The 20,230-nt window shown below is 34.6% G+C and carries 15 protein-coding genes and 1 tRNA gene; 1 reads left to right on the forward strand and 15 read right to left on the reverse strand.

All coding sequences use genetic code 11. The annotated features are described in order from the left end of the window. Window positions 1–34: 34 nt before the first annotated feature. The 8 genes from ABD682_RS14595 to ABD682_RS14630 form a co-directional block, all read right to left on the reverse strand. Window positions 35–2,188: a SurA N-terminal domain-containing protein gene (locus ABD682_RS14595; protein WP_344742366.1), complete on the reverse strand. Its 2,154-nt coding sequence runs from the start codon at window positions 2,186–2,188 to the stop codon at window positions 35–37. Between the two features lie 207 nt (window positions 2,189–2,395). Then, window positions 2,396–3,685 (reverse strand): hemolysin family protein, encoded by a 1,290-nt coding sequence (locus tag ABD682_RS14600; RefSeq protein ID WP_344742368.1) that lies wholly within the window; start codon window positions 3,683–3,685, stop codon window positions 2,396–2,398. Further along, complete coding sequence (locus ABD682_RS14605; RefSeq protein WP_344742369.1) at window positions 3,686–3,880, reverse strand: hypothetical protein; 195 nt, start codon at window positions 3,878–3,880, stop codon at window positions 3,686–3,688. Window positions 3,881–4,055: 175 nt separating this feature from the next. Then, window positions 4,056–5,435 carry a tetratricopeptide repeat protein gene (locus ABD682_RS14610; protein WP_344742370.1) on the reverse strand — a complete coding sequence of 460 codons (1,380 nt, stop codon included), beginning with the start codon at window positions 5,433–5,435 and terminating at the stop codon, window positions 4,056–4,058. A gap of 204 nt (window positions 5,436–5,639) precedes the next feature. Beyond that, entirely contained in the window at window positions 5,640–6,197 is a 558-nt protein-coding gene (gene lptC / locus ABD682_RS14615) for an LPS export ABC transporter periplasmic protein LptC (RefSeq protein WP_395361079.1), read from the reverse strand. Further along, window positions 6,194–7,570, reverse strand: coding sequence for a tetratricopeptide repeat protein (locus ABD682_RS14620; protein ID WP_344742373.1), 1,377 nt, complete (start codon window positions 7,568–7,570; stop codon window positions 6,194–6,196). Before ABD682_RS14620 ends, lptC begins: the two co-directional genes overlap by 4 nt. Before the next feature lie 16 nt (window positions 7,571–7,586). Beyond that, a complete protein-coding gene (gene bamG, locus ABD682_RS14625) occupies window positions 7,587–8,885 on the reverse strand; it encodes a BamG family beta-barrel-assembly machinery protein (protein ID WP_344742374.1) in 1,299 nt (432 codons plus the stop codon). After that, complete coding sequence (locus ABD682_RS14630; protein WP_344742375.1) at window positions 8,885–9,613, reverse strand: type III pantothenate kinase; 729 nt, start codon at window positions 9,611–9,613, stop codon at window positions 8,885–8,887. The genes bamG and ABD682_RS14630 overlap by 1 nt, the downstream gene beginning before the upstream one ends. A 173-nt stretch (window positions 9,614–9,786) precedes the next feature. On the opposite strand from ABD682_RS14630, the gene ABD682_RS14635 reads away from it, so the two are divergent. Further along, window positions 9,787–9,859, forward strand: a tRNA-Phe gene (locus tag ABD682_RS14635). 96 nt (window positions 9,860–9,955) lie between these two features. Here the strand turns inward: ABD682_RS14635 and ABD682_RS14640 are convergent. The 7 genes from ABD682_RS14640 to ABD682_RS14670 all read right to left on the reverse strand — a co-directional run bounded on the left by ABD682_RS14640 (window position 9,956) and on the right by ABD682_RS14670 (window position 19,917). After that, entirely contained in the window at window positions 9,956–11,386 is a 1,431-nt protein-coding gene (locus ABD682_RS14640; protein WP_344742376.1) for a hypothetical protein, read from the reverse strand. 26 nt (window positions 11,387–11,412) lie between these two features. Beyond that, window positions 11,413–12,231: a hypothetical protein gene (locus ABD682_RS14645; protein ID WP_344742377.1), complete on the reverse strand. Its 819-nt coding sequence runs from the start codon at window positions 12,229–12,231 to the stop codon at window positions 11,413–11,415. 336 nt (window positions 12,232–12,567) lie between these two features. Further along, window positions 12,568–13,989, reverse strand: a complete 1,422-nt coding sequence (locus ABD682_RS14650; protein WP_344742379.1) for a glycosyltransferase family 2 protein — start codon at window positions 13,987–13,989, stop codon at window positions 12,568–12,570. Then, complete coding sequence (locus ABD682_RS14655) at window positions 13,989–15,092, reverse strand: HEAT repeat domain-containing protein (protein WP_344742380.1); 1,104 nt, start codon at window positions 15,090–15,092, stop codon at window positions 13,989–13,991. Before ABD682_RS14655 ends, ABD682_RS14650 begins: the two co-directional genes overlap by 1 nt. A 37-nt stretch (window positions 15,093–15,129) precedes the next feature. Further along, window positions 15,130–15,495: a response regulator transcription factor gene (locus ABD682_RS14660; RefSeq protein WP_344742381.1), complete on the reverse strand. Its 366-nt coding sequence runs from the start codon at window positions 15,493–15,495 to the stop codon at window positions 15,130–15,132. Continuing rightward, on the reverse strand, window positions 15,492–16,244 hold the full coding sequence (locus ABD682_RS14665; RefSeq protein ID WP_344742382.1) for an Hpt domain-containing protein: 753 nt from the start codon (window positions 16,242–16,244) through the stop codon (window positions 15,492–15,494). Before ABD682_RS14665 ends, ABD682_RS14660 begins: the two co-directional genes overlap by 4 nt. A 43-nt stretch (window positions 16,245–16,287) precedes the next feature. Further along, window positions 16,288–19,917, reverse strand: a complete 3,630-nt coding sequence (locus ABD682_RS14670) for a PAS domain S-box protein (protein WP_344742383.1) — start codon at window positions 19,915–19,917, stop codon at window positions 16,288–16,290. Window positions 19,918–20,230: the final 313 nt, after the last annotated feature.

Genomic DNA, 20,230 nt, shown 5'->3' on the forward strand with positions numbered 1-20,230 from the left:
CGAGGCTTCTTGTTCTAGTTAGTCGTTGTGTTGTTTATTGTATTTGAATCTTGGCACGATCATCTTCAATTTCAGCAGCATCTTTAAGCGCTGAATATAGTTTAGAAGTTACCACACTAATTTTTACATTTTGAACGCGGTTAGCAGCAGCTTGATAATTATCAAGTTCTACAGCCGGCGTTACTTTGGTTACCTGAACCATGTAAACTCCTTTTTCGCCATGAATCAATCCTGAAGTTTCTCCTTCGTTAAGACCGAATGCCGCACCAACTACCATAGGTTCTCTACCGGCACCTGCGATGGTTGGGTTTTTCATGGTTACAGCTGAGGCTGACCTCACCGTTGTATTTTCAGATTTAGCCAGATCATCTAAATTCGTAGCAGTTACACCTTCTTTAATACGCTCCGCTTTCTTTTGTTTACGGATTATTGGTAATACACTGGCAGTAGCTTCGTCAACCGGCATTAAACCAGCTTCGTGTTTAGCTACTAATTGAGCGATAACATAACCATTAGTTACCGTAAAACGCTTTACAGCGCCTGTTTCAACATCTTCCTGGAAGGCCCATCTTACTATTTGACGCTGATTACCGATACCCGGAATACTCTCGTCCAAAGCTTTGATTTTATTCACCGGTCTTACAGTAAAATTATCTTCTTTTGCAACCTCATCAAAATCTTTATCCGCAACAGCTATTTCAAAATTAGAGGCATCTCTAAACACCTTATCTATAGTAGCTTCTGATGGTTCAATTTTTCTTGCTAAAATTGCTAATTGAACTGCTTTTTGTTTATCAGTTTGTTTTAAGATCTCAATCACATGGTAACCAAAAGATGTTTTTACAACCTTTAAAGATCCTACCGGATTATTAAATGAAAAATCTTTGAACTCAGGTGCGAACGACGCTGTATAAGCAAACTCGATCTCACCATTATTTTGATTACTTACCTGATCTGAAGAAAGCTCTAATAAATCGGTAAATTTAGATCTGTTCTTTTCAATGATATTGTAAATACTATCAGCTGTTTTCTTAGCCTCAGCATCTGTTTTAGTCACATCCGGTGTTGCTCTTGTAGCACCAACAAATGGAATAAGAATATGACGCACCGTAGCAGAGTCCGGGATTTGTTTTACAGCGAGTAATTTTGAAATTTTATATGCGTTCCCATCTTTATAGGGTCCAAAAATTTCACCTTCATTCAAATTAAATAAACTGTCTGCTACAGCAGATGGCAACTGACTTTTAAATTGAAATTGCTCATTAAACTTAATGTCAGAATTTGTATTTACAAAATCTTTATTATCTGAGGTATGTAGAAAACCTTTTATGGTATCTGTAAGTTTTGTAACCTGATTATATTCCTCACGGTCTTTTAACAAATCCGTTAAATCTTTTTTGATTTGGTTTTGATCTTCAACCGAAGCTTCCTCTTTAAATTGCACATAACGAATATCTCTGGACTCTTCAACCTGATAACTACTTGAATGCGCTTCGATATAATCGGACACGTCATCTTTGGTTACTTTAATCAAACTATCCGGAATTGATTCGTAAGGAATCTGAACGAATTTAATATCGCGTTTGTTTCCATCTAATTCATAATCTAATTTACCTTCAGCCAGGGTGCCTGTTAAACCGGCTTTAACTAAATTAAAATATTCTTGTTGCAAAGCATTTTGAGCCAGGCTACTTTCATAATTTGTCCAATCCGAAAAAGTGATAGGTTGACCACCCAGATATCCCGGTTGTGGTTCAATTTCTTTTAAGTTGGCAATAAATTCATTCAATTTATTTTCATCAAACATCCCATTCTCATCTAAAAACTCCGGAGCACTAGCCAAAGTCGATTTCAATAAATCGCGCATTTGATCCTTCTCTACAGAAATCCCCAGTTCTTCATATTGACTTTCCAATACGCGTTCTCTTACCATCTGATCCCAAACACGATTCATAACCTGCGTATTGGTAGCATTAGGTCCTAATTGACGTTGCATACCTTCTACCCGGTTCATAAATTCAGTTCGTGTGATATCCTTCCCGTTAATGGTGGCTACCGTATTTTGAGCTTTGGAATTAAAAGCATTATTATTTTTAAATAAATCTGCAAGAACAAAAGAGAATAACGCTAAAGCGATAATCAAAATCAAAAATAAAGAGCGTTGTCTGATCTTATTTAAAACTGCCATGTGTTTGTTTTATTTGTAAGCTCCAAACCGGAGCCTGTTTCGTTTAATTTAAAAGATTTTACCTAGGGTCGACAAAATATCGTGCGCGAAAATACCATTTTCTATTTAATAATAAAAGGGATATATCGTATTTGTTAAATGGGATGCACGTTAAATTTTGAAGTCTGAAATTCGTGGTTTTTTTAAATGCTTTTTTAATGAAAAATGTTAGTCTTCATCTACTATTTTAAGTTCCACCATATCAATTTTTGTATTGGAAACTTCCAGGATTTTAAATTGAAAACCTTCGATCCTAACAACTTCATTTTGCTCTGGAATCTCTTCAGTATGACTTACCACTAAACCTCCAAGCGTTTCGTAGTTTTCACTATCGGGTAAATTGATCTTATAGGTTTCATTTACATAATCGACCTCTAATCTGGCCGAAAATTTAAAGGTATGCTCATCAATTTGATGCTCCACAAGGTCTACGGTATCGTGTTCATCTTCAATTTCACCAAACAATTCCTCAACGATATCTTCCACAGTCATAATTCCGGAAGTGCCTCCGTATTCATCAATAACAACCGACATGCTTCGGCGTTTTTTGGTTAACAAGCTCAAAACATCTTTTACCAAAACAGTTTCGGGCACAAACTCTACCGGTAACATCATCGACTTAATGTTTTTTGGTTTTTTGAATAATTCAAAAGAATGCACATAGCCCAAAATATCATCAATACTATCTTTATATACCAAAATTTTTGTGTAGCCGGTTTCCGTGAATAAATTATTTAAGGTTTTGATGGATTCATTGATCTCTACCGCTACGATCTCGGTACGTGGTACCATAACCTCTCTGGCTTTCACTTCTGAAAATTCGAGCGCATTTTGAAATATCTGGATTTCAGAATCTACATCCTCATGAGCTTCTACCGATTCCATTTGCTCACTTATATAATTTCCAAGCTCTACCTTGGTAAAGGCCATTTGAATTTGGTCACCTTCTGTTTTAAAAAAATATTTCAACACAAAATCAGAAATCCATATTACAAAATCCGATATAAGCGTAAATAATACATAAAACAAATAGGCAGGTACCGCCAATGCTTTTAGAAATTTATTAGCATAGATCTGAAAAAACACTTTGGGTAAGAACTCGGCTGTGATGAGTATCAAAAGTGTTGAAATTACGGTTTGTGTGAGTAAGCTAAGGTCATTCAATAAATAATTCACAAAACCGTATTGCGATGGTAACATGGTTTGAAACCAGGCCACCAAAAGATCGCCCATAAAAAACCCATATATTACCAAAGCGATGTTGTTACCTATTAACATCGTGGTTATAAATTTGGAGGGTTTTGCTGTGAGTTTACTTAAAACTTTAGCCAAAATTCCGCCTTGTTTTTTCTCAATTTCAATATGAATCTTATTTGCAGATACAAAGGCGATCTCCATACCTGAGAAAAAAGCAGATAGAATTAAAGATAGAATAATGATGACGACCGATAGACTCATCTACTCGGATTTATTTCTGTTCTCGTATTTTTTCCTGAATTTTCTTCTAAAGAAAAACATAAAAATTGCAGTGGCTGCAAGAAATATAGATGGATAAGCGATCTCTCCGGAAGCTATGTATTTTGAAATAGCATCATAAATGAAGAGTATAGCGAAAGCCAAATAGGCGTAAAGAAAAATTTTGGAATATTTCATTCGTAGTTAAAAACATTAAAACCTTAAATCTTCATTGATTTCAAGGTTACTGACTCGTACAAAGATAAAAAAATAGGAGGATGTGTTTCATAAAAATGATTGGTTTTTCCAGATCATATATGGCGTTAATCCCTATAACATCCCGAACTTACACGTTGAAAATTTTACATCGAAATCATTTAATTCTTGGCACTGTGACAGATCGGTTGATCCAACAACCTATATTGATCACTTCACCACCTCTTTCAAATTGGAAAATTTCGGTTTTCGTTGGTGCCTTCGCCAAATAATTGGCCACGGATGCTTCTGCATGCTTTTTTAATGTCGGGTCAACACGCCCTGCTTTTTGAGCTTCATCAGCTGCCAACCAATACACGGCACGTTTATTAAAGTTTGTATCGCCACAATCATTCGCACTATCAGCATACATATCAGCAATGGCCAAATGAGGTTTTCCATTGGATGGGTTTAATTTTAAAGCGTCATTAAAATAATTTCTGGCCGCACTGTAACGCCCTTTCTTTTTCAATATTAATCCAATACGCATCGCTATATTCGATTTATCAATAGCATCGGTTGTTAATTCATAGGATTGTTGGAAATAATCCATGGCATCAGTTTCCTTGCCATTCCTCATTAATAAGGTACCAACCCAGTATTTCGTTTCCGCCGAAGGGGAAACCTTATCATAGGCTATCACCAGTTTTTCATAAAGCGGATCATCAGTACATTCCTTTTGAAACATCCTGGATACCGCACGTTTTAACCAAAGTGAATTAGCCTTATTTTCTTCGAAATCCCTGGTATAGATAGGAATTAGAATGTTACATTTTGCACGGTCTCCCAAAAGACCGGAAATACCTTCAGAAATTTGATCATAGGCTCTTAAATAGCTTTCATAAAACTTTTTGTATTGTTCCTCTTTACTCGTTAGTTTAGAACCTTCATCCATTTTTTGAATCAATTCATTTAGCTTACGAGAGTAGTTTTCTACCTCGTCATCTACTTTATCTGAAACATCATCATATTTACTGAATAGTTCGGCTCCGGGTTTTTTCCCCGCATCAAATAATTGAACCATCAAGGAAAAATAAGTATATAAACTTTTGGGGTTGGTAAACGTTTCTTTATCGGTTTTATACACCTCATCAAAACATTTATAAAGGTCTTCATCAGTTTTCTTTAATAGGTCACGATGTTCATAAATTAATTGACAGGCTTGTGCCCCGAATTCTCCTTTTGGTGTTTTTCCCGGAAAGTTCTCCGCGCGTTCATCCCATAATTTAACCAGGTCATTAACAAAATCCACCTTTTCTGACCCTGAGGATTTTTCTATTTTATCTGTTAAAATTTTTTCACCATCCGTGTAAATGGCAAGACTATACTTTGGACAATTTTTTCTCACATACATCCAAAGGTCATAGGCTGCATCTGTATTTCCTGATTTAACATCCTGATGAAAGATCTGTAACTTGGTATCACATTCATTTTCCTGAGCAAAACCAATTTGTAATCCCACCAATACCAGTACGAATAATGAAATTTTAGTTTTCATAATAATTGCGTTATTGTTAATTAAAATTTCTATTTAAGAATTATAAATTCCTAAGGCATTTTCATAACAATAGCATGGTTAAAAATTTCAACGGATTTGTGGTAACCTTCATCAAAACTTTAATTCTTTGAGCGATATTAAAGCGTGAAGGTTATTACAAATATAAAAAATAAGGAAACGCCTTTAGTGAAATGAGCCTACTAATTATTCGTCTTCAATAGTGATAAGACCCGTAACCTCAAGCACTTGAGCATTGGTAAATTTAGAATCGGAATCAAAACCGTTACCATTTATTTTATCCCGATCGGTTGTAAATTCTACAGGAAAGTTGGTGAACAACCATTCATTTTTCTGATCGTAATACAGCTGTTCGGTCTTGAGTATTTTTCCATCGTATGTGGTAATCACCACATGACCTTGAAGATCGATTAAATCGGTTTTATTATACACTATGGCATAATCAGCGACCACCTTACTTTTATGATTATCCTCATCATAAAGATATAATGTAAGTCCGTTGACAAACTCATTATAAGGGAAATCCCTATTAGAAAAATCCAGCATTTTACTGGCTAAAAGGTTGGCGGTAACCCTACCGGAATCGGTATATTTTAAATTAATATCCTCTGCAATTCCAACAGGTTCGTTTTCAGAAATTCCAATTTTCTGAACTTCCTTGATGTTGTCAGTGCATGAAAAAAACATAGTCACGATAAAAATCGCGACTATGTATATAAATGAATATGTTTTTTTTACTATCAATTGATCGTTGGTACTTTTATAGAGCTGTTTATCCAGCAACCAATATTGATGGTTTCTCCTGCTCTACCGGCGGTAAAGATCTCAGACTTACTTGGTGCTTTGGCCATATAGTTCGCCACTGAAGCCGCAGCATGTTTTGTCATCGTTGGATCAACACGGGCTGCTTTTCTAGCCTCATCAGCTGCCAACCAGTATACCGCACGTTTGTTAAAGTTAGTGTCACCACAACTATTCGCACTATCAGCATACATATCAGCAATAGATAAATATGGACGACCATTAGATGGGTTCAAGCTTAAAGCATCTCTAAAGTATGTTCTCGCCTGAGAAAAACGTCCTTTTTTCTTTAAAATAAGTCCAATACGATTCGCTAGGTTTGCTTTTTTGAAGGTATCACTTTCAAGATCGTAAGCTTGTTGGAAATAATTTATAGCCTCGGTTTCCTTATTGTTCTTCATTAGAACAGTACCCACGAAATATTTTGTATCGGCAGAAGGCGCTGCTTCATCATACGCTTTTACTAATGTTTCGTATAAGGCATCATCAGTACATTCCTTCTGATACATTCTGCTTACGGCACGTTTTAACCAAACAGCATTGGTCTGGTTCTCTTCAAAATCTCGGGAGTAAATTGGAATTAAGTTCTCACAATTAGCACGAGGACCTAACAAACCGGCAATACCTTCAGAGATCTGGTCGTACGCTCTTAAGTAACTTTCATAATACTTTTTATATTTCCCCTCTTTACTAGTTAATGCAGTTCCACTATCTTCTTTTTCAATTAACTTATTCAATTTTCGAGAATAGTTTTCGGTTTCTGCTTCAACCTTATCAGACACGTCATCATATTTACTAAATAATTCTGCTGCAGGCTTTTTACCGTCGTCATACAACTGAACCATTAAAGAGAAATAGGTATATAAACTTTTTGGGTTTGTGAATGTCTCTTTATCAGCATTGTAAGCGGCATCGAAACAATCATACAACTCCTGATCCGTTTTATTTAATACTTTGCGATTTTCATACATTAATTGACATGCCTGTGCTCCATATTCTCCTTTTGGTGTTTTACTGGCAAAATTTTCGGCACGTTGATCCCATAGCTTAACAAGGTCATTAATGTATGCTACCTTGTCTGCACCGGATGATTTTTCAATTTTATCTTCCAAAATCTTTTCTCCATCAGAATAGATAGCGATATTAAAATTAGGATATTTATTTCTTACTTCCATCCAGGGGTTATACGCCGCATCATAATTCTTAGCTTTCACATATTCGTGAAAAATTGAAAGCTTGGTCATGGCTTCTTCCTGTGCAAAACCAAAATTCAACCCTAAAAATAACAGCGCTAATAATGTAATTTTCGTTTTCATAATAATTGTGTTACCGTTAATTGTACTTTTTCTTTTGGAACCATAGATCGTTCAAAGATAAGCTTAAATATACATTTATAAAATTCTCTTCTATTAAATTACTGTTTGTAGTTCCTCTTTTACCAAGCTCTACGCCCAAATTGGCATTCGAGAATAAAGTCCCTACAGGTACTCCTACTCCAAAAGATATGCCAAACTCCTTAATCGATTCATTCTTTAATTGTAGGCCTGTTTTTTCATAACGCAATCCAGCTCTATAAACCACTCTGTTCAGATATCCTGAAAACGCATTATATTCCGGAATATAAAAACCACCCAGGGCAAATCCTGAAGCATCTTCATATGTAGTTTCACCACTGGAGTATAAAGCATTAGAAAAATTACTGGTTTTTTGTGCATTGTACTCTGCACCAACAAACCATTTTAAAGGTTCGCCAATACCGGCTCCAAAACTGTATTTAGACGGTAACACTAAGGTGGTATTTTCCAAGCCCTGGGCTTTGAGATCCACTTGAACTGTATACGAAGGAATATCCTGACCAGTTAATCCTGACACTGTTGCAATATACCGTTGGTTCAATGACGATAAATTACTTTGAGGTGTATAGGTAGCACCGGAAATAAGTTGTAGTTTTTGGTTTAACATGGTTTTATAGGTTAAACCGAAATCTATATTAAGTCCACTCAAATCTGAGCGATTGCTTTCTTTAGATTGGTATACAATTGGGGTGCCATCCTGATCATATAGATACGCAACACTGCTGTTTTGGATATTACCAAAATTATACTGCAAATTAATCCCGAAACTCAAGGACTTATTGATTTGATATCCCATTCCAAGAAAAACTTTGTTCAACCCGCCTTCACCTGTGTATTTATTTTCAAGGTTTCCATCAGCGTTAAGCGATTCTAATTTATAGCCTACTGCAGTATAAGGCATTAAACCAAACCCTACTCCAAATTTACCTACAGGAAAATTTAATGCTAAATAATCAATGGAGGTTGAGGACGCTTTACTACTTCCGGAATCACTTTTCAAAGTTGTGGAGGTATGCGTTGCACCAATACCGTATTTCACAGGACGATTTCCGTTTATAGTCTCAAGATCATTACCTGTGAATGAAGCCGGATTTCTCAAATTAAGATGAATACTATCGGTATAAATGCTTAAGCCACCCATACTCCTATTTTCAACCGTCCCCTTGAACTTTAAACTTCCTATACCGTAAAAGGAATAAGGTGAGGCTGTATTCTGCTGACCGTAACTATTTATTGCTATGAGTGCAACAAAAATGAATAGAAGTTTTTTAATCATTAAATTGAATTAAAATTTAAAATATGGTTTAGGCCTTCTAAAAGGAAATTAGAGTTGGCAAATATGCTACTTTTTAATTGTTTTGACAAGAATTTAGCATCGCCACCTGTTAAAATAACTGTTAAATCTGAATAATCTTGTTCATATTGTCTAATTACCCCATCAATTTCATTAACCAGCCCATTAACAACGCCTGAATGCATCGCCTCAGCCGTTGTATTTCCAACAAAATGTCTGGGAAAAGTAGGATCTAACACCGGCAATTTAGCCGTAAAATTATGCATAGCTTTATAACGCATGCGTAAGCCCGGAGAGATAGCACCTCCCAGGTAATTATTTTCTGAGTCTTTAAAATCGAAAGTAACACAAGTACCTGCATCGATAATAAGTACATTCCTATCAGGATATTGATGCACTGCAGCCGAAATTAAGGCCAGCCTGTCTACTCCCAGAGTTTCCGGGGTTTTATAATGGTTTTTAAAAGGCAATTTTGTTTTCCAACTAAGTTCTAAAAGATTAAAACGAGAAGCCAGCTTTTCGCGATCCTGATCCGGCAACGTATTTACTGAGGCTATGATGACATCCTTAATTAAAGGAAAGCTAGATTTTAATTTTTCGACAGTAACTAACAGATTAGAAAGCTCAACCTGTTCTTTATGAATAAACTTATCCGCTTGGAAAACAGCGAGTTTCACAAAAGAGTTACCAACGTCGATTATTAGATTCATAGTTTGTTAAAGTGGTAAACTTACAAAACGGAATACTAAAAAAATCTTAAAAATTTTATAATATTAGCCTAAAGCGCAACAGAAGTGGTTTGATACAAAGTAAACTATACTTTTTTACATTATTCCTTTGGGGATTTTAAAAAATGAATATATATTTGCAACCGCTTTGGCGAGGTACCTTAGCTCAGTTGGTAGAGCAAAGGACTGAAAATCCTTGTGTCCCTGGTTCGATTCCTGGAGGTACCACTTGTTAAACTTAAAAAGCCTTGTAGACTAAATGTTTACAAGGCTTTTGCTTTTCTAGGGGACGAATGAGGGGACGAATAAATTTATTTATTCAATTCACCTACAATCATCCATAATTTTAATTATTTCCTTATACCAATGGTTATCACGTTGAATAAATTTTTTAGTTATAAGGTAGTTTTGTTTTGCTTGTTCTCCATATTCTAAAACATTCTTACAATTTTTCATATTGGAGTTTTCTGAAAATAATCTAGCAATTTCGAATTGAACACCTGCCATTTGAGATAAAAAGTCTATATGTCCTTGATGATTTTGGACAAGGTCTTTTCTTATTTCAAGACATTTTGTGAAATATCTAAAAGACTCTCTATAATCCCCTTTTAACCTATTCATTGAGCCCAAATCATAATAAACAATAGATTCCGTTAATAAATCGACAGGATCAGCAAATGAAATGTTTTCAATTGATTCTAAAGCAAGGTTCAATTTCTTTTCTGCACTAACAATATCATTTCCTGAATGATACTTGGGATCTAAAGCTTTTTGAAGATAAAGTTCCGCAAACTGTGATAAAAATTTGGACTTAATCAATTTGTATTGTTCGTTTGAAGGAGTAATTTGAACTATGGTATTTATTTTGTCCAGTCCACTTTTAAACTCATTTATACCTGCCTTATAATCTCTTGCTTTTACAAAATAGTTAGCTTTAGCATTAATAGAGTTTAAATAAATTCTTAAATTAAATATTGACGGATCATCATCTAAAGCTAATGCCTTATATTTAATAGCTTTATTTAAATAATATATTGGAGACTTCTCAAGCTTATATTGTTTACTTAAGATGTAAAAATCATTAAAAACCATTCCTAGTTCCAAATTATAATTTCCCTCAAAATTTATCTCTTTATATGTTAAAATAGCGTTCCTATAGGACTCTTCCGATTTCTGATTATGTCCTAAAAACTTTGACAATAGAGCAATGTCATAATAATTATTGGCTTTTGTTTGAAGTATATACGACTCTTTAGAATTAATAATTTCAAATAGTTCTTTTGCATTAAGAAAATATCCTAAAGTTTCAGGGGTATATTCTTTTAACTGCCTAAATTTAATACTACCCAAATACGAATAACTAATTGCACGAATCTCCAATGAATAAGATGGACTAATCAATTTATTAAAGGTTGAATAAGCATTTTGATAGTCATTATTGGCGTAATATTGCATTGCTAAATTGAAATCATCTTCTTTGTTAATATCAGCTACTTTTAAAAGTACTTTGATTTCTTCCTTCGAAATATTATAAATACTACTAGCTAAGGATAAATACTCCTCATACGTTAAGTCAGGTTGTGACCTTTTTAAGTTGGTAAGCTCAATTATGGTTAGTCTTTTATCAGTTTCCTTTTGTTTCTTAAAAGAATTCTCACTTCGTTTCCATTGGTTTAAACTAAGTATCACAGCACCTAAAAACACTATAAATGCAATTCCGATACTTAAAAAAAGTGTTTGCGTGTGTGGTTTCATATAAAAAAATGAGGGTTCATTAAATATCATTTGGATGGATAATAATACTTTATATCAAGTTTTAGATTTTCAATTAGCTTTTTAGTATTATTATCACCAACAATACAACCACTACAAGTTGAAGTCGAAACGGGTTGATAAACAAGTTTATTAATCCAATTATTAATCCTTTCAACATCTACTTTTTCAAAATTCTTTAAATTAAAATAGTAGTATTCAATTGCCATCATTCTAGTTGCGGGGTTAATACTATGCATCAAATATTCACAATTATCTGTAGTTACTACAGCATCAAAATAGGCTCTGTTTTTTAATAATTGAGAGCCTTCACCACAATAAGCACCATAAGTTATACCTGAAAAAGGAGACATTGAAAAATTTAAAATATCATTTGACAATGGATTAATTTCCCCTAATGGACAAAATAAATTTTCTGAACCAATTTCTAATGGTTGAATAGTATAATCATCATCAACTTCAAACAATAATGATAATTTATCTTTATAAAGATTTTTAAATTTTTCCCCTTTTTCAGGTATCTTTTTTAAAATCAGTTCAACAGAAATTATATCATCAAAATAAAAAAGAACTTGATACCAAAATGTTATATATCCTTTACCATGTCCACCTTCCATTAGTTTATAATTAAAGCCCAAATCAGTGACTTTTTCACTACCAGTCTCCAAGGTTTTAACCAATTCTTCAGTCGAATTCTTGTAGGATTTAGAAAGTTGAGATATAAATAAAGTATCCTTCATCATCCATTCCTTTACAAAGTCATTATTCTGAGCAAAAGACGAACCATAGATTAGAAAAAAAAATATTACTAGCAGGCGATTTTTCATTACACGTATTGAAAAAATATTTAAACTTAATTTAATAAAGTCATTAAAGTTAATTCTTACATGTATGAATTCAAAGAAATAATAAAATTCTTATAAACAAGTAAATGTCAGTAACATTTTAAAGATTTTGATTCTTATCATCCAACCGCTTGTACATAGGTAAGATGTTTCTGTTTAAATCAATCATTTTAACATTGATAACTGGACTTTTTCTATCGTTGTTATCCAATTCCTTTAAAACTGCTCCCACGGGCTTAAATTGGTCTGTGTATTTGGTTGTGGTGTAAAAATCGGTGTAAAGCTGAGAAACTACTATGATAATTAGAAGTCGTAATCTTATACCTGCGTCTTCAAACCCTGACGCGTCATGCTTCCCCAGGATTTTTTACCTCGAAGAAAATCAATATTTCCTTTTATGGCCGATAACATTACAAAGGGATGATAAATAATTGGTTCTAAAAGTACGGTGATTAGTAAAGTGAACACGTGTTTTACTTTTTTGTATTGCTGGAAAGAGTATTCTTCAAAATATAATGCCGTTACCGAGAACATTACGGCAAACGTATACACCAGCCCTAATAACAATCCGAAGACTGTCCAATCAACATTGCCGTGCCATGCTAAATATAAAAAGAACAAAATTCCTAAGAACTCTACAATTGGAGCCAACCACTCAAAGAAAAACCAGAATGGTGTACTTAATAAACCAAGGACTTTATATTTTGGGTTAAACAACATTTTCCTATGGGCCAATAAGGTTTCTATGGTACCTCGAGTCCAACGGTTTCGTTGTCTATGCAACACTTTCCATTTCTGCGGAACTTCCGTCCAACACAACGGATCGGGAACAAATCCAACCGCATATTTTGTTTTATTCTCGCGCATCATACGACGCATACGAACTAAAAGCTCCATGTCTTCACCCACAGTTTTGGTATTATAACCACCTGCCTCAATTACGGTGGCCTTATCGAACATTCCGAAAGCTCCGGATATTAAGAGTAAACCATCAACTCGCGACCAGGCCATCCGACCCATTAAAAAGGCCCGAAAATATTCCAAAATTTGAGCACGGGCAATAAAGGTATTGGGTAATTTCACTTCAGTAATCCTGCCATGGTCAATAACGCAGGAATTTGCTACACGTATAATTCCGCCGGAGGCGATCACCTTTTTCTCATTATTTAAAAATGGCTTCACCAATTTCAACAGGGAATCACGTTCTAAAATACAATCAACATCGATACAACAAATAATTTCATTAGCACATATATTGATTCCCGCATTTAAAGCATCCGATTTACCTCCATTCGCTTTATCAATTACTTTTAGATTTTTATGACTCTTTTTCTTAGAAACATAAATACCTCGTATAGCTTGTGTTTCCAGCGGACTGTAATAACGGGTTTCATCTAAAACCAAATTAAAGGTTGTAATAAGTTTTTCTAAAGTACCATCATGGCTTCCATCATTTATAATAATGATCTCATAAGACGGGTAGTCCAAACTTAGCAGTGAAGAAACATTTTCTATAACATTTAATTCTTCATTAAATGCCGGTGCCAAAATAGAAATTGATGGCAAATTCGTTGATTTTAAAAGTGGGGTTTCATCTTGAAAATTATAACGCTTTTTGTAATCTCTAATCTCCTGAAAAGAAAAAAAGGTAGACACCAAATAACCTGTACAAATAATGATCCCGTAGTACAGGAAAAACCAGCTTATAATTTCAATAATATGTTGTGCACCTGCATCCATTACACGGTAGACATTTGCATTGGTTCTTCACTCAGGGCAAATTTTACAATATCACCGTTAAGGGCCGATTCCTTCGCAAAGTGCATTCTGTTCATATTAAAATAAGTTACTTTAACCTTATCTTCGGCTTTTATTATTGGGGTAAGCAACGTTAGAAATTGCTCGTAATTACCATTATTTTCTATAAGGTTAAGAATCTCTAATTGAACGCCACTTGTTTCATTTTTAAAATTTTGGATGAGACCCGGGATAATCGCCTCATTACTTAATTTATTAAGACAACGAATCACTTCCTTTTTAATAACCACATTATCGGTATTTAGAAGAGCTTCAAGTTTGGGAATGTTTTCAAATTGATTGAACTCACCAATCATACGAACAGCAAAAACTACTACAGATTCGAATTGATGCTCTAGCCAAATTGAAAAATCAGGAATCTGACCTTGATAGTCATTTTTCAAACTATCTTCAATGTAAATTCTTTGCCATAAGGTTAACGGACGTTCGATGCGATCCAAAAATTCTAAAGGGTTGTTTTTTGCGTCTTTTAGAATATATAGTAAGCACTGCTGCCTAACCTCGATACGTTTATGATTTATAAGGCCGATTATCTCATCGAGATCAATAGGAATAGATAATTCGGAGAATACGAAAAGTGCTCTGGCCTTTTTCTCCCAACGGTGGGACTGCAACTGACGTAAATTAAATTTATCAAGATTCAGTTCTTTAAATAAATCGCGAATATCTTCCACAGATTCTCCTTTAATGTTATTTGAAAATTCCAGAATTTGGTGGGTCGCAATTTGCTTATAAAAATCATTTTTAAGTATTCTGGAAAATCGTTTTAAAAATCTTTTTTTATTTATTTGATCATCAAAAAGATAGGTTGTTATAAAATCGATACATAGATTATTCAGTTTGTCTTTGCGTTTATTCAATTTATTTTTTTGATAACGCGCATAAAACAGGATAACCATAAGGAATAAGGAAATAACAATAAAAAGCGTACAAATAATGAGGCCAATTTTAATAAATTGAGAATCTTCACCAAATAGTGTTACGAAATACTCAGGGGTAAAATTTTTCAAGATATGGGAGGTCATTGTAGGGTTTTATTCATTTTATTTGTGCGTCGTATTTCTAGAGCACGCCCAGAGTGCGTTTAACACGAAGTGACAATTCATTGGGGCTAAAAGGTTTGGTCATAAAATCGGAAACCCCCATAGAAAAGGCATTTGTTATTATAGCTTCTTGATTCGAGGTTGATAACACAATTATTGGAACGTTAGGCGCCAGCGTTTTGGCTTGCTCAATAATTTGAGTTCCCGAAATAAAGGGGAGCATTAAATCTGTTAAGATTAAGTCGAAAGATTCAGATTTAATTTTCTCAAGCCCATCACGACCATCCGGAGAGGTTGTTACGTCAAATCCGTCTTTATTTAACTTAAACTCCAGAGATTTAACCACCATAGGGTTATCCTCTATTACAAGAATGCGTTTTTTCATAATGCGTCGTATGCAGGAAAGTCGGTTTGCAACTGTTCCTTGAGTTCAAAAAACAATGTATTTAATTTATTTACCATTTCAAACATTTCCTCTTCCTTTGCGGAATGCGCCATAGTATCACATAAGGTTCTACCGGCTTCATTCTCTATCATGGCAAACGAGGGTTTAATGTTATGAGCTATTTCACTAACCTCTTTATATTTTTGATTGGAAATCGCTTTTTTCATGTCATTCATTCGGTCTGAAACCGAATTTAAAAATAATGCCATGGATGACGCAATAAACTCTTCATTATTATCCGAAACTTCTCTTAAATAATTTAAAGAATATGCTTTCGGATTATAACCATTGAATTCTAATTGTTGTGATGCAATTTCCTTTATTTTGTTCAGATTTTCTTCATTATTATTTCTTTTGATATAATCCAAACCTGGATATTCAGAATAATCCGGAGTATCGTCCTGTTCGTGAACAACCAAAACAGGTACATTCAAATCTAATTCGTTTTTTATATAATCATAAGTTTGAAAACTGCTTAAAGGCTTAATATGACCATCTACAACCATAAGTAAGACCGATTGTGCTCCGTGATTTTTTAGCCATTGTATAGCCTTGAATGAATTTTCTAACCAAATAACCTGATACTCTGTATTTTTTAACAGATCTACAAAGGCGTTTTTGTGATCCTCCCGGCTATCAACAAAAAGAATAGTTTCCTTTTGTTGGTCAAATTGATTCGTGGTTTTCATAGGTCTAGATTTTGAAATTAAAAATCTTAAAACATAATAATTCTTATTTTATCGGATATTTTTGACGTTTTTCTACGATGTGTTCTATAATTAGTTTTTTGATGGTTTCTAAAACCACCGGCTTAGTGATGTACCCATCCATACCATGCTGTTCGCAACGCTCTTTTTCACCTTTAAGGGTTCGTGCCGTAAGGGCTATAATGGGTATACGTTCTCCTTCTTTTTCATTTAAGCGAATAATCTCCGTAGCATGATAGCCACTTAAATTAGGCATTTGAATATCCATTAAAATCAAATCCGGATTTTGCTTTTTACACAATTCCACGGCTTCCTGTCCATCATTTGCTTCAATAATAGTACAATTAGGAACTACCTTCTCAACTATCGTTTTTGATAAAAACTTATTCACCGGATTATCCTCAGCGATCATAACACGGCATTTTAATTGCGCTAAATCTGAGGATGTTTTATCCTCAATCTTGTTTGATTTAATCGTTTTATCCTGTGATAGAATGGCAGAGATAACACTAAATAATTTATTGATTTGAATAGGTTTTACTATGTTAGCTTCCAACTGCAAGGTTTTAGTCTTTTTGTTTACCAGAGCATCTTCCCCCGAGCTATGCAATAAAATAATCGGCAACTTATTACTATCAAGTTTCAAGTCTTCTCTGATATGTTTTATTAATTCCACACCATTCAAATATGGCATATGGTAATCAATAATAGCCAGATCAAAGTTGTTGCGTTCATCACTCAACAGATCTATCGCATCAATGCCACTGGAAACAACGGTAGAAACTAGACCATCTACAGCTAGCATTTCCTTGAGAATGTTACGATTGGTGGCATTATCATCAACCACCAAAACATTTTTGATTTTATTCGAACCTGAAATCTTATAACTTTCCTCTTCCTCTGTTTTGAAATTAACCGTGAAAAAGAAGATACTACCTTTATCTATTGTACTTTCAACCTGTAATTCACTACCCATAAGATGCAACAGTTTGTTGCTAATGGTAAGCCCTAAACCAGTTCCTCCGTATTTTCGTGTTGTTGATCCATCCTCTTGATCGAAAGCGTTAAATATTTTCTTTAAATTGTTTGAAGCAATACCTACCCCGGTATCTCGGATTGAGAATTTATATTGCAACTCTGCTGAATTTCCGGGAATCTCAGAAATATCAACCTTCAATTCTATTTCACCTTCCTTAGTGAATTTCACGGCATTTCCCAATAAATTTGTTAAGATTTGGCGTAGACGAACATGATCAGCGTACATCATTTTTCTGGAATCCGTTCCAACATTTAAAAGGAGCTCAAGGCCCTTCGAATGTGCCTGATGCTTAATAATATCAAGTGATTGTACGCATAGATCGGTTAGATTTGTTTTTTCCGGATTCAACTCTAACTTACCCGCTTCAATTTTAGAGAAATCCAGGATATCATTGACCAACTCTAATAAAGCGTTCGCCGAAGTTTGCACGGTTTGCATATACTTCGCCTGGTTTTCTGAGAGTTTCGTTCGCATGAGCAGATCTGTAAACCCGATAATACCATTGAGCGGAGTTCGAATCTCATGGCTCATATTAGCCAAAAATTCCGATTTGGATTTATTTGCTGATTCAGCTTTAACCTTAGCATCAATTAAAGAAGATTCCATGGCTTTTAATTCAGAAATATCGGTAGCCACACCTAAATACCCGGTTATTTTATTCTTATCATTTCGAATAGCTGTAGCCACTAATTGAACTGGGAATTTCGATCCGTCTTTTCTAATATAAGTCCACTCGCCGGAACTGTAGTGACCTTGATTTGCTTCATAAACAAACACATTAAACCCGGAGATTTCTGTATTATATTGTTCTGAAAGTTCCTTGCCTCTCTCAATAATTTCTGATCCTTCGTGTAATAAAGCAACACTTCGGCCAATCATTTCGTGAGCACTATATCCCAAAAGATTTTCTGCTCCTTTATTAAATTTTCGTGCATAACCATTGAGATCTGTTTCAATAATAGACACATGTGTTGTTGCGTTAAGTAAGGACTGCAATTCATTAAAACTACGCTTTAAGGCCTGATCCGCCTTAATTTGTTGCGTTAAATCTACGACGTGACCAATAAGGGAGGAAATATTTCCATGCTCATCGCGAACACATGAAACATTTAATAAACCATAAACGATTTGACCGTTTTTATGAATATACCTTTTTTGAACACTATAATAATCACGTTTATTTTCCAGCATTTCTGCCAGGTATTCTGCGTCATTTTTTAAATCGTCAGGATGGGTAACCTCACTAAATCGGAGTTCCATAAATTCCTCGACAGTGTACCCAACTATATTGGCCAGCTTTTTATTAGCCATCTGCCATTCTCTATCTAAGGTTACTACACCCATTCCAATAGGAGAATATTCAAAAACATTTTTGAATTTTATGGAGTTATTGCGGGATTCCTTTTCAAGATTTTTGATCTCCGTAATATCTTCAGCCTGAGTAATTATCAAATCATCAGAGCCATCCTCAGAACGAATAATAGAGGTGTTGATATTGCACCAAATGTGTTTGCCCTTGGCGGTAATAAAACGGGACTCCATTTTATATTTATCTATTTCTCCTGCCAACAGTTTTTTACGATACATGTTAGCTTCCTCAAGATAATCCGGATGAATCATATCTTTATAGGTTAATTTCATAACCTTACTGCGATCCATATCTTTCAATTCGAAGGTTTCCAGTGCGGCGTCATTCACCATTTGCAGTTCTCCTTTGGAATTAACTAACACTTTGCCTATCGACGAATTATTGAAGATCTTTTCAAAACGTTCTTGACTCTTTTCTAGTTCGATCTCGCGAAGCTTTTTTTCATTGATATCTTGAAAAGCCCCGTAAACACGTACACATTGATCACCCTTAAATTCTGCTTTACCAAAAGCTCTTACCCAAATTTCGTTACCTTTTGCAGTTATAACTTTAAATTCTTCGTCGTAAGATTTTCCAAATTCAATACACTCTGAGAATACCTTGGTAATCAAATCCCGACTCCATCCTTCTTTGAAAAAATTAATAGCCCCTTCGAGTTCCGGTACATAATCTTGATCTACTTCGTGAATATCCTTGGTAACTTTAGACCAAAAGATTTCATGGTTTTCCATAGAAACAGCCCAACCTCCCACACGAGCAACTTCATTAGTTTCCTCGTAAATCAAATTATGACCATGAAGGGTTTCTAAATCTCTAATAAGCTCCATCTCTGTTTGAGATCGAATCCTTTTAAATTTTATTATAACTCCTGTAACATGGCCTTTACGGTCCAGAACATTAAATCCCTCACTTTTCAGTGTAACCAAATTATTAATACCAGATGTATAGTGCGTCGTGGTTCCGCAAACATTTGAAGGATCCTTTTCTACATTTTCAAAAAACGATTTTATCCTGGTGTTAAAATCACTATTAAGAATTCTTCTTAGTGCAGAATTACATTCTGCCTCATTTGAAGCCTCGTATTTAAGCGTTTTCCAGAAAGCATCATTCACCCAGATTTTTTTGGGAAATTTAAAATTTGCATACCATACACCGTGAAGCATGTCCTGATGTAACCAGTCCAAAATTTCTGGTTGATTTTGAAGGATCTTATAGTAATCCTGTTTAAAGTCTTGATATTGGAGCATTCCTAAAAAATTAAGAATTACACGACACAACTTGACCGTGTCTATATTTTAGTGCAAAGTAAACAATAAATCGGATTTTTATGCATTTTATCGTGTTTTTATGACGTTTTAACGATATAAAAATCGATTAAAAGCATTTTAAGGGGGAACTATAACATTTAAAAAACAAAATAATCTTGCAGGAATTGGAATGGATAGGAATCAAAATTTTCAGTATAGCGCAAAAAAAATCCCGATTCGGATAGAATCGGGATTCAAGAAAGGCAACGACCTACTCTCCCACAAATGTAGTACCATCGGCGCTAATGGGCTT

Origin of the sequence: Gaetbulibacter aestuarii, from assembly GCF_039537665.1 — a bacterium.
Classification (GTDB): Bacteria; Bacteroidota; Bacteroidia; order Flavobacteriales; family Flavobacteriaceae; genus Gaetbulibacter_A; species Gaetbulibacter_A aestuarii.